Origin of the sequence: Sulfitobacter sp. UBA4523 (assembly GCF_002388305.1) — a bacterium.
GTDB lineage: Bacteria > Pseudomonadota > Alphaproteobacteria > Rhodobacterales > Rhodobacteraceae > Sulfitobacter > Sulfitobacter pontiacus.
The window spans coordinates 111,398-123,976 of the sequence record NZ_DGMH01000066.1; the positions used below are offsets into that span (position 1 = coordinate 111,398).

The following is a 12,579-nucleotide window of genomic DNA, read 5'->3' on the forward strand; positions in this document are numbered from 1 at the left end:
CCAGCCGATCCCCTTGAAAGGATACACCATGTTGCTTTGCGTCGAAAATATCCTGTCACCGCAGGAAGTTGCCCATATCCGATCTGTGATCGACACGGCCCAATGGGACGACGGCCGCAACACCGCCGGCGCGCAATCGGCGCAAACCAAGCGCAATCAGCAAATTCCCCTCGACAGCCCCGTTCTGCCTGATCTGCAGACGCTGGTGCTCCAGCGGTTGATGGGCAACCCCACGTGGGTTTCCGCTGCCCTCCCGCTGCATGTCCTGCCCCCGATGTTCAACCGCTACGAAGAGGCAGAGACCTTCGGCGTGCATGTCGACAACGCCATCCGCGTGAACCCGCAAACCGGCCAGCGCCTGCGGACCGACCTGTCGTGCACGCTGTTCCTGAATGACCCCGACGACTATGACGGTGGCGAGCTGGTCATCGAAGACAACTACGGCACCCAGTCGGTCAAACTGCCGGCGGGGCACTGCGTGCTTTATCCGTCAACCTCGCTGCATCAGGTCACGCCTGTCACCCGTGGTGCGCGCGTTGCATCCTTCTTCTGGGTGCAGTCGATGATCCGCGACGGCGGCCAGCGCGAGATTCTCTTCGATCTGGATCAATCCATCCAAGAGCTGTCGGCCAGCGCGGGTCTGAACGACCCGACCGCTGTGCGCCTGACCGGCATCTACCACAACCTCATCCGACAATGGGCAGAGACCTGATATGAAATTTCCAAGCATCCTTCTGGCGGCCGTCCTTGTCGCAACCCCGCAACTGGCCGCAGCCGACACTGCGTCGGTCAATATCGCGCTGATCACATGGGCTGACGAATGGATCGGCCCTGCCCTGTCCGAGCCGATGCGCGTGGCCGCGCAACAGGGCGGCCATTCGCCGCTGGCGATGTTCATGGGGGCCGATATCGTCGTGAAAGCGGTGATGTTCGGGCTGGCCATCGCCTCGGTTCTGGGCTGGGCCGTATGGGCGGGCAAGATCCTGCAGGTTAGCTGGGCCAACGCGCGGCTGCGCCGGTCCTACCGCAAGCTTGCCAAGGCAGGTGCCGTCAAAGGCGCGCAGGCGAAATCCTTTTCCGGCCCCATGCGCGCCATGATCCGCGCCGCTTTGGCCGAGATCGACATCTCTGACGGGTTGAACAAGGCGGGTATCAAGGAACGCGTCGCCTCCGAGCTTTCGCGGATCGAAGCGGGTGCCGCGCGCGCGATGCAGTCCGGTGCGATGATCCTGGGCTCCATCGGGTCGACGGCACCGTTCATCGGGCTTTTCGGCACAGTCTGGGGCATCATGAACAGCTTTATCGGCATCGCTGAAAGCGGCAGCACCAGCTTGACAGTCGTCGCCCCCGGTATCGCCGAAGCGCTGCTGGCCACCGCCATCGGTCTGGTCGCCGCGATCCCCGCCGTGCTGCTTTATAACCACATCACCCGCGTCGTCACCGGCTACCGCGCGCGTGTGGGGGATGCCGCGGCGCTGGTGGAGCGCTGCCTATCGCGTGATCTGGACCGTGCAGAGCGTACCGCCGACGTGCCCCATACCACCCCTGATATCGCCACCAAACTGGCAGCGGAGTAACCCCGATGGGCGTGCGACTTTCTGACGGCGGCGACGATCTTGCCCCCAATGCGGATATCAACATCACACCGTTTATCGACGTGATGCTGGTTCTGCTGATCATCTTTATGGTGGCGGCCCCGCTGTCCACTGTGGACGTCAACGTAGAGCTGCCGGTCGCCACCGGCAAACCCGCGCCGCGCCCCGATGATCCGGTCTTTGTGACCATCCATCAGGACCTCAGCCTGAGCGTGGGCGAAGAAGAGGTATCCTTGGGGGATCTGAACATGCGGCTTGGCATCCTGACCCGTCTGGACCTGGGCACGCGCATCTATATCAATGCTGATCGTTCGGTTCCCTATGGCGAGGTGATGGCCGTGATGAACCGCATGCGCAGCGAAGGCTATCTGAAGATCGGCCTCGTCGGGCTTGAGGACGAGGGCGGGGCCGCCCCTTCGGCAGCAGGTGACGTGGCAACCGCTTCGCCTGCCCCCGCTGCACAGGACACCGCAGAATGAGCTTTGCCTACGCCCCGCGATATGGTGCCGGCTTGATGCTGGGGGCCGGGCTGAGCATCAGCGTGCATGGCGCGCTGGTCGCACTTTGGCTGACACAGGCCGCCGCCTACGAGCCACCGGAAGAAGCGGGCATTCAGGGCCGCGAGCTGATCGATCTGGCCGAGGTCGAGATGATCATGGCCGCGCCTGAAACCGACCTCCCCGACGGGCCACCCGCCGAGGATAGCCAAGCCACGCTCGAAAGCCCGGCCGAACGCGAGGAAGCCAAAGCGTCGAACGATCCGCTGCTGGCACAGATACCGCATACGCCGGACGACCCCGAACTACAGTTCAAGATCGCCAACCCCGATCAGGAAGTCGACACCGACAAGGAGGCGACCGAAACGCCGACCGAGTTGCAGGAAGAGACCGAAAACGAGAACGCCGCCCAAAGCACGGCTGCCGCCCCCAAGGCGAGCGCGGGTCAGGACGAACAGGACCAAAGCGCGGCCAAGGAACAGGGGCTGACAGACGCCGAACGGGCAGAGATCACGGATTGGCAAAAATCGCTGGTTCTGGCGTTGAATGCCGCCAAGGACTATCCCCGCCGCGCCCGCGAAGCCCGCGCCGAGGGGACCACAACCGTGGCCTTCACGCTGGATCAATACGGTCAGATCAAAGCGCGCGAGGTGTCCAAATCCTCCGGCTGGCCAGTGTTGGATCAGGCGGCGCTGGATATCTTTGACCGGCTGCAAACACTGCCGCGCCCGCCCTCTGCCATGGGTGCCGGCCCGTTCAATCTGGCAATCCCGATCAGCTATCGCTTTCGCTGATCGGGTCGCCGCCGAAGGCTGTGATCATATCGGGGGTGATGTCCGCAACTGTTGCGCAGCCGCATAGGGCCATCGTCACTTCCAGCTCGTCCCGCAAGCGACGCAACACCTGACTGGCCCCGCGTGCCCCGTCGACGATCAACCCGTGCATCACGGGGCGACCGACCAGCACAGCCTCGGCCCCCAACGCCAGCGCCTTGAACACATCGCTCCCGCGCCGGATGCCGCCATCCAGATAGACCGGCACATCCTGCCCCACCGCCTGCACCACGGCGGCCAGCTGCGTGACGGGGGCGGGAACAGTATCCAGCACCCTGCCCCCGTGGTTTGACACGATGATCCCCGCAACACCGGCATCCACAAACCGCCGCGCATCCGTGGCACGCAGACAGCCTTTGATGATCACCGGAACGGGGCTGTCCGCAATCAGCCGCGTCAGGTCTGTCCATGTGGGGGCGAAGACCATCATCCCGTCGAACACCACGCTCTGCCCGTCTTGCAACTGCGGTCGCGGTGGTTGCGGCAGCGGGTCCAGCATCACGGGGCGCACGCCATCCGGCAGCGCAAAGCCCGCGGCAACCTCGCGGTCGCGCAGGCCGTTGATCGGCGCGTCAAGCGTCACCACCAGCGCCTCTGCCCCGCAGTCCACCGCGCGGTTGACCAAAGTCATCGTGCTATCGTGATCCGCCTGCATATAAAGTTGGAACCAGCGTCGCCCGGGGATGGTGGCGATGTCTTCGGGCGCGATGCTGGTCTGGCAGCTGACCACCATCACCGCCTCCTGCGCGGCGGCGGCCAGTGCCGTCGCAGTTTCGCCCTCCGTGTGGAACAGCCGTTGGAACGCCATCGGCGCGACCATAATCGGATGCGCCGCGGGCTGCCCCGATATCGTCGTGCGCGTATGGCCGCCAGCACAGTCCGCCAACAGGCGCGGCAACAATCCTATCCGGCCAAAGCTGGCGCGGTTCTGGCGCAGCGACAGCTCGCCTTCTGCGCCGCCTTCAAGGTAGGCAAACACATCAGCGGCAAGGGTCGCGTGGGCGGAGGCTTCGAAATCTGATAAGGTCACAGGCATACCCCACAGATTGCGCAAAACGCCCGCCGCTACAAGCGACTTAAATACTCAGGTATATCGTTTAGACGCGTTGGACGTATTCCAGCATCGCGTCATCCACCTCGTCCCCGCATAGAACAGAGACTTCGCCCGTCGTCTCGAACACGGCGGCACGCACATCGCTCAGCCGCATGACATTGGATTCGCGCAGCTTCTCCATCAGGTCACTGCGTGACACGCGATTGACCCGCATCGCCTCTTCACAGATCTTGCCATTCTCCATCAGATAGACCGGCGCGTTCTGGATGGTATGCAAAGCGGTTTCTGACCGGCGGCGCAGATAGGATAGGCCGAACTGGAAAAGGAAGAGGCAAGCGGTCGCAACCAAGGTCTGGAAGAACGCCTTCCAATCCGACGCTTGCACCGCCCCCGCCAGCAATGAGCCGAAGGCGATGGTGGTCACAAAGTCGAAGTTCGTCATTTTGGAGAAAGAATTGAGCCCGACGATCCGCACCATGAGGATGATCCAGATCAGCGCCACACCGCTCAGCACGAAGCCGCGGGCCAGAACATCCAGTACCGTATTGTCGAAAAACATATAATTCCTTCTTTTCTGGATTGATCAGGCGTCGGATTGACGCGCTTTCTCTTCTTTCTCGTCGCGTTGTTGAGCACGCGATTTCGGCACGTCGCCCTCGCCCGCAGGCCACCCTTCGCGCTGCGCGCGGCGGTCGCCGTCGGTCGCTTCGGTCTGGTCGTGGAACAGATGCACCTGCGTCGGATAGGGCATATCGATGCCTTTTTCATCCAGCGCCTTATAGACGGCCTGCAGCACCGCCCCGAAGGTATGGATCTGCGACGCACGGTCCGATTTCGTCCACCACCGCAAGCGGACGATGTTGGCGGAATCGCCCAGTTCGACCGGTATCGTTTCGGGGGCTGGGTCGGTCTCTACACCCTCAACGCTGGCGCAGGCATCCTGCATGACCTTGCGCGCGGTATCCCAGTCGTCGCTGCAGCCAATGCCGATGTCATATTCCGACCGGCGCGTGTCAAAGGCGGTATTGACCACCACGCTGTCTGTATAAATGTCCGAATTCGGGATCACCACGCGACGACCGTCATAGGTTTTGATCATCGTGGCGCGGGTCTCGATCTTTTCGACCGTGCCTTCATGCCCGCCCGACACGATCTGGTCGCCGACTTCAAAGGGCTGGCGCAGCAGGATCAGGATACCTGCCAGCATGTTCTGCAAAATGTCCTTGAACGCGAAGCCGATCGCGACAGAGCTGACGCCCAACCCGGCAATTAGATCCCCCGGTGTGACCGTCGGGGCGACGATGGTCACCGCCAGCATGAAGCCGATAATAGTCACGGCCCACCGCATCAGTGCCCCGCCCACGTCGCCCAAATTCTCGCGTCCGCGGCGCCCGGCGGATTTGCGGATCAGCGCGCCGATGCCCATTCCCAGAAACCAGAACACCACGGCCACAACCAGCGCGACGCCGATATTCGGGAGCAATCTGAAAAAGCCGTCCAACCAGCCGTCAAGTTTATCGAAAATCAGGCCGGGGTTGGCGTCGACTTCTTCCATGGGTTCTTCCTTACTCGTTACTGAAACAGCGGGTGCACAAAAGGCCCGTTCTCACGTGGCTATTTGATCACATCCCCAAGACAAACGACCCGAAACAGCGGCGGGTTCCCGAAACACCCTTGGTATATGCGCTGCAAACACGTCCAAGGCCGCAAGCGCTTTGTGTGAAATGAGCAACAGCGCCATAATTCCGCCAGTTTCAGAAACCATTAACGATGGCAGAGAAATTCAAGAGATGCAGAGCGTACAACCCTCTGTGCAGGACTGAGTGACAGGGCAACGATGACAATTCCGCGCAAGCTAGCCTACTTCCAACTGTTTACCCTTTGCGTCTGCATCGGGCTTTCCTTTTTGTTCTTCTTTGTGGCGGGCAATACTGTGCAGGTCCAAGCGCAGGACAGGTTTCACGCGTTGGTCAGCCAAGGGTTGTCGTCAATGGGGCGGCGCGCCGACGAATACGGCAGGACGCTCGACGGTGTCGCGGGCTTTGTCGCTGCCTCTGACGAGGTAACGGCGCAGGATATGGAGACCTACGCCACGTCGGTCCATATTGCAGACGGTTCCTACGTGCTGGACGCCATCGGCTTTGCCGTCCCTGTGTATGACGAAACCGACGGCACGCTGAAGGATTTCGTGATCCAGCGCGCCACACCGACGGAAAACTTCGCCGGCATGGTCGGGACAGAGTTTTCAAGCAACGCAGATCTTCTGGCCACGGCCCTCGCCACCTATGCAAGTGGCAAGACGCTTTCGACAACCCCTGCGCTCCACGGCGAAAACTCCCATGCCCTGCTGATCAAACCGATTTTCCGCCCCGGCGCCGCTTCTGACGGCACCCGCGATCCTGATGCGGCGTTTCTGGGCGTCGCCTTTGCGATGGTCGATGTGGACGAAATCTTTAGCGATCTCTTCGCCGCGCAAAATGACCTCATCACGCTGGATGTGTCCTTCTATGATGAGAATGGCACCCCGTTCCAGCACCACCCGACCGTCGCTAGCGATGCCCCCCCACCGGCGTTTGAATTTTCGCGTGACCATACGGGCTATGGCCAACGCATGACCCTGCACTGGGCCAGCACCCCGGCCTTCGAGGCCGCGCAACCGAACAACGCCAAATGGATCGTGCTGGCGCTGTCGCTGACCATCACGGCGCTGATCCTGATCATCCAGTCGGTGATCCTGAAACGTAATCTGACCATCAACCAGACGGTGGCCGACAAAACCCGCGAGCTTGAGACGCAGCACCAAGAGAAACGCTCGATCCTCGAAAATGCGATGCTGCCGATTATCTCGGTCCGGCAATCGGGGGAAATCCTGCATTTGAATGATGCCGCGCGACAGCATCTGATCGCGGCCGGGCACCGCAAGGACGCGACGGGCGATTTCGTGCAAGACCTGCTGCCCGAGGTCGACATCCACCGTGCCGACGGCGGTGTGAAAGTCGTGGTGCCGCCCCACAAAGGTACGACAGAACCCCGCACACTTGAGGTCGAGAAGAACACCTGGCTTACCGCCGACGCAGAGACCCGTATCACCTTGATGCTGCGCGATATCACCGACAGCGAACGCCGCACGCTCAAGATCGCGGAAACCGAACAACGGTGGAGCCTCGCGCTCAGCAGTGCGCATATCGGGGTCTTCGACATTGATCTGGAAAATGACACATCTGTAGTGTCGGACACGTGGCGCGACATCATGCACCACCCCGCTGACCCCGCCTGTCAGAACCCCTATTACGATAAGATGCAGCATGTGCATCCCGACGATGCGGCGGTGGTCAAGAAGATCGAACTCGCCTGTCTGAACGGGATGACCGACCGCGCCGAGGCCCGCTTTCGCATCCGCGTCGGTCAGGACAACTGGCGCTGGATCAAATCGGATGCGGTCGTGGTGGAGCGGGCGAAGAACGGGCGCGCCCTGCGGATGCTGGGTATTCAGATAGACATCACCGAAAGCAACAAACTTGAACAGATGAAGCACGACTTTGTCGCCACCGTCAGCCACGAACTGCGCACGCCGCTGACCTCTATCAAGGGGGCGTTGGGGCTGCTCGAGGCCCAGACACAGGACGATCCGGATGCCGGCGCGGTGCGTCTGGTGCAGATCGCCACGGCCAACTGCGACCGGCTTGTCGCGCTGGTCAATGACATTCTGGACATGGAAAAGATCAACGCAGGCAGCATGACCGTTGTGCCGAAACCGGAGAAGCTGGGCGATATCGTCACCCTCGCCGCCGAGCAGGTAGAGCCTTATGCCAGCGAATGGAAAGTCGAGATCGACGTAGACACGCCCGATCCCGATCACCACGTGCTGACCGACAAGAACCGGATTATGCAGGTGCTGACCAACCTCTTGTCCAATGCCTGCAAGTTCGCCTACCCCGAAACCGCCGTGACAGTGACCACAGCGCCGGTGGGCGACATGACCAAAATCTCTGTCACCAATCTGGGCAACGGCATTTCAGAGGAGTTCCGCGAACGCATCTTCCAGCCGTTCTCGCAGGCCGAAGCATCGAACACGCGACAGCGCGGTGGCACCGGGCTTGGGCTCAATATCTCACGCCATCTGGTAGAGGCCATGGGCGGGGAGATCGGGTTCGACAGTGTGCCGGGGGAGGAAACCGTGTTCTGGTTCACCTGCCCCTCGACCGAAGACCCCGACGTGGCGATGGTGGCCTAAAGCGCCAGATCGGCGATCAGCATGTCCTTGGTGTAATCGGCCTTCAGCTTGCGCGGCCCGTTGCGCCCGCCTTCGACCACGATAAAGCTGTCGCCCAGCGCATAGGCGAAATCGGCATTCTGTTCGACCAATACAATCGCCATCTCGCCTTGGGTGCGCAGCAACCGCAGCGCATCCCCGATCTGCTGGATCACATTGGGCTGGATGCCTTCAGTCGGTTCGTCCAGCAACAAGACCCGCGGTCGCGTGATCAGCGCCCGTGCGATGGCAAGCTGCTGCTGCTGCCCGCCCGACAGATCCCCCCCGCGCCGCGCCTTCATATCCCGCAAGACAGGGAACAGATCGTAAATGTGATCTGGAATGTGGTGGTCGGCCTTGGGCAGGCAGGCAAACCCCGTCTCTAAGTTTTCCTCTACCGTCATCATCGGGAAAACCTCGCGCCCCTGCGGCACATAGGCAATGCCCGCATTCGCCGCCTGAAAGGCCGTGGTCAAACGCACGGGAGTTCCATCAACGGTGATCGTGCCCGCCGACGCCGGATGCCGCCCGGCAATCGCCTTGAGGGTGGAGGTCTTGCCGACCCCGTTGTTGCCGATCAAGGTCGTGATCTGCCCCTTGGGGGCCTGAAAGGACACCTCGTAAAGAATGCGGCTTTGACCATAGTGCAGGTCCAGATTTTCAACTTCAAGCATGGCCGCGCCCCAGATAAACTTCGATCACTTTCGGGTTGGATGTCACGTGGTCAAGACTGCCTTCGGCCAGCACCGATCCTTCGTGCAGCACCGTGACCTTGCAGTCGAGCCTGCGCACGAATTCCATGTCATGTTCGACCACGACCACGGCGCGGGTCTTGGCAGCGCGTTTCAGGATATCGGTGGTCTTTTCGCGTTCCTCAACCGTCATGCCGGCGGCGGGTTCGTCGACCAGCAGCAGACGCGGCTCCTGCGCCAGCAGCATGCCGATCTCAAGCCATTGCTTCTGGCCGTGGCTCAACTCTCCGGCGATGCGGGTCAGGCTGTCGGTCAGGCCGATCTCTGCCGCGATGCCTTCGATCCGCGCAGCGTTGGACGGGGTCTTGCGGTGCAGCAGGACGGCCAGCGGCCCACGCGGGTTCTTCAGCGCCATCGCAAGGTTTTGCCGCACGGTCTGCGCCTCGAACACGGTGGGTTTCTGAAACTTGCGCCCCACCCCTTCGTTCGCGATATCCGCCTCTGACATACCAAGCAGCGATATGTTCCGCTCCCCCCAGACGACATGGCCGCTGTCGGGGCGCGTCTTGCCGGTGATGATGTCCATAAAGGTGGTCTTGCCCGCCCCGTTCGGCCCGATCACAGCGCGCAGTTCCGGCTCTGCGATCTGGATCGACAGGTTGTTGATCGCCTTGAACCCGTCAAAGGATTTCGACACGCCGGAGACTTCTAACAGGGTATCGTTCATGACGGTTTCCTCACCAGATAATCAAACAGGCCGCCGATCCCCTTGGGGAAGAACAAGGTGACGCAAACAAAGGATACGCCAAGCAGTACCAGCCACCAGTCGGTCCATAGGATCGTATAGAACCCCAGATCGATGGCAGGGGCACCGCCCCCTGTGAACCAGCTGGACAGCAAGGATACGAATGCCGCCCCGATCACCGCGCCGTAAAGCCGCCCGCGCCCGCCAATCGCGACCCAGACCGCCAGATAGATCGATGCAATCGGCGCGATCTCTGCCGGGTTGATGATGCCGGCCTGCGGGTAATAAAGCGCCCCGGCGATACCGGCGATCACGGCGGTCAGGGTAAAGATGAACAGCTTGTAGCGTTCCACACGGTAGCCAAGGAAGCGGACGCGGGCCTCGTTATCGCGGATGCCTTGCACCACGCTGCCCATCTTGCCCGATACCACCCATGCAAACAGGATATACCCAAGCGCCAGCGCCAGCGCCGACCCCATAAAGAACACAAGGCTGATGGTCGCCTGCGAGGTGTCTTCGTACCCCGGAATATTCTGCAAACCGGAAAGCCCGTTGTTGCCGCGCAGACCACTGTCGTTCTGGAACAGCCACAGCGACAGCGCCAGCGTCATCGCCTGCGTCAGGATCGACAGGTAAACGCCCGTGACACGGCTGCGGAACGCCAGCCAGCCAAAGACCAGCGCCAGCAGCCCCGGCACAACCACCACCATCAGCAATTGCAGGAACAGACTGTCGGAAAAGGCCCAGAGCCACGGAAAGTCAGAGCTGCCAACGACGCCGAAGATCTGGTTACCGATGGCGTCCTGCACCTCTTGCGGTGTGGGCGGGATCACCTGACCTTCAAGGCTCGACAACACGATGCCTTCGGTCCGCGCATACATCAGCCACATGCCGATGGCGTAACCGCCGATGCCGAAGAAAGCGAAATGCCCGAGGCTCAGGATACCGCAGTAGCCCCAGACCACATCCATCGCGATGGCGATCAGACACAGGCACAGCGTTTTGCCCAATGTCTTGACCATAGAGGTAGAGATGAGGCCGGTGCCTGTCGCCTCTGACCCGATGGCGACCGCGAGGGTAAACAGCCCCAGCAGCGCGATGAACCACAGGACGGAAGGGTTTTCGGAAAGGAATGTTTTACGCATGGATCAATCCGCCGCTGCCCGACTCTTTTGGGCAACGATGCCCTTGGGACGGAATTGAATGAACAGGATGATGAAAAGCACCATATAGGTCTGGGCTGCGAGGGTATTGGACGGGTTGAACCATTCGATCCCCTTTTGCAGGAAACCGATGAGCGAGGCCCCGGCCAGCGTGCCCCAGACGTTACCAACGCCGCCCACGACCACGGTCATGAAGGATTGCACGATGAAATCGGCCCCCATCTCGGACGTAACCTTGGCATAAAGCCCGATGGCCACCCCCGCGATCCCCGCGATGCCCGAGCCAAGGCCGAAGGTCATCATGTTGATGCGGTCGGGGTTGATGCCCATGCTGGCCGCCATACCGGGGTTCTGCGTCACGGCGCGCACCTCTAGCCCCAGTCGCGTGCGTTTCAGCACAAACAGGATCAGCCCCAGAAACAGCAGCGCCAACACGAAGATCGCGATGCGGATATAGCTGATCTGGATCACATCCGAGATCACCCACGCCCCGTCCAGCCAAGCCGGAGAGGTCAGCGGGCGTGCCTGCGTGCCAAAGATGTTCTTGGCCAGTTGCTGCAGCGCGATAGAGATCCCGAAAGTCGCCAGCAACGTCTCCAGCGGACGGTGGTAGAGGTGCCGGATCACCAACCGCTCCATCACCACACCGGCGGCGAATGTGACCGCAAAGGCCAGCGGCAAGGCGATGATGATCGACAGCGTGTAATCGGGCACGAACAGCTGCACGACATAGCCGGTATAGGCCCCCATCATGATAAACTCGCCATGGGCCATGTTGATGACCCCCATGACGCCAAAGGTGATGGCAAGGCCGATAGCGGCAAGGAAATAGATCGACGCGAGCGACAGCGCGTCCAGCGTCAGGTCAACGGTTTGCGCGGCGGCGACGCGGGTCTCGATGCTGTCGAGCGTGGCCCGCGCGGCGTCTGTGACGGCGCTGTCGGGCTCGTCATACACCTCGTAGAACGTCATGCCCGCGATGGCATCTTGCTGGTCCCGCGCGGTCACCAGCGGCGGCACGGTGCCCGCAGCGGCGAGTGCGGCATAGGCGGTCGCACGCGCCGCATCGGTATTCAGCCGCGCTGTCGGGATGCCACCCACACGCCCGTTGACAACGTTCGCCGCCAAAGCGTCACGGATCGCGCCGGGGGGCACAGGCGCCGGGGCCAGATCAGCCGCCACAAGCTGCGCATAGGCCGCATCGGGTGAGATATCCTCCCCTGGTGTCAGCACCCGCGCGACGTTGCCGGTGGGTGTTTCAGACGGAGTCGCTGTTTTGGTCGATAGAATCTGGTTCATCACCGCCCGCGCCTCGATCGAGGTATCGCTCGCCATCGATGTGATCGCGGCGATACGATCGGCGGCTGTGTCGCCAAAACTGGCAGAGAGGAAGTTGGTCAACTGGATCTTGCGGGCCTTCAGCGCCGCGTCTGTCTCTGCCTCGATCGAGGCGCGCAGGGGGGCCAGTTGGTCCGCCTCCGGGCGGCGGGCGATGGAATCGACGGCACTTTGACGGCGTGCAAGATCAGGGTCGGTCAGTTGGAACTGGACAAGCGCGGTGCCGATCAGGCGGCGCACTCCGCCATTGGGTTTCAGCTGCGAAAACCCGCTTGCCGGTGCCGTGCTTTCCGCATCGGTGTCGATATCGCGCAAGGCCAGCCTGTCGCCTGTCTCGGTGCCGAAAAAGAACACACCATCCGCGTCGCGTTGCCAGACCCCTTTGTCCTGCCAGCGTTCAAGAAACGCGC

General features: G+C 61.7%; 12 protein-coding genes. 5 read left to right on the plus strand and 7 right to left on the minus strand.

Annotated elements, in window-relative coordinates; translation table 11 throughout:
* The 4 genes from B3849_RS16505 to B3849_RS16520 all read left to right on the plus strand — a co-directional run.
* On the plus strand, window positions 1–712 hold a 712-nt coding region (locus tag B3849_RS16505), incomplete at its 5' end, for a Fe2+-dependent dioxygenase (protein WP_286780444.1).
* A gap of 1 nt (window position 713) precedes the next feature.
* Window positions 714–1,577 (plus strand): tonB-system energizer ExbB, encoded by an 864-nt coding sequence (gene exbB / locus B3849_RS16510; protein ID WP_051577565.1) that lies wholly within the window; start codon window positions 714–716, stop codon window positions 1,575–1,577.
* A 5-nt stretch (window positions 1,578–1,582) separates the two neighbouring features.
* Window positions 1,583–2,074, plus strand: a complete 492-nt coding sequence (exbD, locus tag B3849_RS16515) for a TonB system transport protein ExbD (RefSeq protein WP_278426405.1) — start codon at window positions 1,583–1,585, stop codon at window positions 2,072–2,074.
* Window positions 2,071–2,886: an energy transducer TonB gene (locus B3849_RS16520; RefSeq protein ID WP_278426404.1), complete on the plus strand. Its 816-nt coding sequence runs from the start codon at window positions 2,071–2,073 to the stop codon at window positions 2,884–2,886. The genes exbD and B3849_RS16520 overlap by 4 nt, the downstream gene beginning before the upstream one ends.
* Here the strand turns inward: B3849_RS16520 and B3849_RS16525 are convergent.
* From B3849_RS16525 to B3849_RS16535, 3 genes are all read right to left on the minus strand, one after another.
* Window positions 2,867–3,961, minus strand: a complete 1,095-nt coding sequence (locus tag B3849_RS16525; protein WP_278426402.1) for an alpha-hydroxy acid oxidase — start codon at window positions 3,959–3,961, stop codon at window positions 2,867–2,869. The two genes, B3849_RS16520 and B3849_RS16525, sit on opposite strands and share 20 nt — an antisense overlap.
* Window positions 3,962–4,022: 61 nt before the next feature.
* Window positions 4,023–4,538: a DUF421 domain-containing protein gene (locus tag B3849_RS16530; RefSeq protein WP_278426400.1), complete on the minus strand. Its 516-nt coding sequence runs from the start codon at window positions 4,536–4,538 to the stop codon at window positions 4,023–4,025.
* Window positions 4,539–4,562: 24 nt separating this feature from the next.
* Window positions 4,563–5,534, minus strand: coding sequence for a mechanosensitive ion channel family protein (locus B3849_RS16535; RefSeq protein WP_180828806.1), 972 nt, complete (start codon window positions 5,532–5,534; stop codon window positions 4,563–4,565).
* A 282-nt stretch (window positions 5,535–5,816) separates the two neighbouring features.
* Here B3849_RS16535 and B3849_RS16540 point away from each other — a divergent pair, with 282 nt between their 5' ends.
* Window positions 5,817–8,213 (plus strand): PAS domain-containing sensor histidine kinase, encoded by a 2,397-nt coding sequence (locus B3849_RS16540; RefSeq protein ID WP_278426397.1) that lies wholly within the window; start codon window positions 5,817–5,819, stop codon window positions 8,211–8,213.
* On the opposite strand, the gene urtE is transcribed toward B3849_RS16540, so the two are convergent.
* The 4 genes from urtE to urtB form a co-directional block, all read right to left on the minus strand.
* The gene (gene urtE, locus B3849_RS16545; protein ID WP_037963573.1) at window positions 8,210–8,905 is read right to left on the minus strand and encodes an urea ABC transporter ATP-binding subunit UrtE; all 696 of its coding nucleotides are present in this window, start codon (window positions 8,903–8,905) and stop codon (window positions 8,210–8,212) included. The two genes, B3849_RS16540 and urtE, sit on opposite strands and share 4 nt — an antisense overlap.
* Complete coding sequence (gene urtD / locus B3849_RS16550; RefSeq protein WP_037943507.1) at window positions 8,898–9,650, minus strand: urea ABC transporter ATP-binding protein UrtD; 753 nt, start codon at window positions 9,648–9,650, stop codon at window positions 8,898–8,900. Before urtD ends, urtE begins: the two co-directional genes overlap by 8 nt.
* Entirely contained in the window at window positions 9,647–10,813 is a 1,167-nt protein-coding gene (gene urtC / locus B3849_RS16555) for an urea ABC transporter permease subunit UrtC (protein ID WP_278426395.1), read from the minus strand. Before urtC ends, urtD begins: the two co-directional genes overlap by 4 nt.
* A 3-nt stretch (window positions 10,814–10,816) precedes the next feature.
* Window positions 10,817–12,579 (minus strand): urea ABC transporter permease subunit UrtB (gene urtB, locus B3849_RS16560; RefSeq protein ID WP_286780445.1); only part of this gene is annotated, 1,763 nt, incomplete at its 5' end.

What these genes read in the sequence shown, in the direction of transcription:
- exbB (WP_051577565.1), top strand. Translation starts at nt 714, where the DNA reads ATGAAATTTCCAAGCATCCTTCTGGCGGCCGTCCTTGTCGCAACCCCG.
- exbD (WP_278426405.1), top strand. Translation starts at nt 1,583, where the DNA reads ATGGGCGTGCGACTTTCTGACGGCGGCGACGATCTTGCCCCCAATGCG.
- B3849_RS16520 (WP_278426404.1), top strand. Translation starts at nt 2,071, where the DNA reads ATGAGCTTTGCCTACGCCCCGCGATATGGTGCCGGCTTGATGCTGGGG.
- B3849_RS16525 (WP_278426402.1), bottom strand. Translation starts at nt 3,961, where the DNA reads ATGCCTGTGACCTTATCAGATTTCGAAGCCTCCGCCCACGCGACCCTT.
- B3849_RS16530 (WP_278426400.1), bottom strand. Translation starts at nt 4,538, where the DNA reads ATGTTTTTCGACAATACGGTACTGGATGTTCTGGCCCGCGGCTTCGTG.
- B3849_RS16535 (WP_180828806.1), bottom strand. Translation starts at nt 5,534, where the DNA reads ATGGAAGAAGTCGACGCCAACCCCGGCCTGATTTTCGATAAACTTGAC.
- B3849_RS16540 (WP_278426397.1), top strand. Translation starts at nt 5,817, where the DNA reads ATGACAATTCCGCGCAAGCTAGCCTACTTCCAACTGTTTACCCTTTGC.
- urtE (WP_037963573.1), bottom strand. Translation starts at nt 8,905, where the DNA reads ATGCTTGAAGTTGAAAATCTGGACCTGCACTATGGTCAAAGCCGCATT.
- urtD (WP_037943507.1), bottom strand. Translation starts at nt 9,650, where the DNA reads ATGAACGATACCCTGTTAGAAGTCTCCGGCGTGTCGAAATCCTTTGAC.
- urtC (WP_278426395.1), bottom strand. Translation starts at nt 10,813, where the DNA reads ATGCGTAAAACATTCCTTTCCGAAAACCCTTCCGTCCTGTGGTTCATC.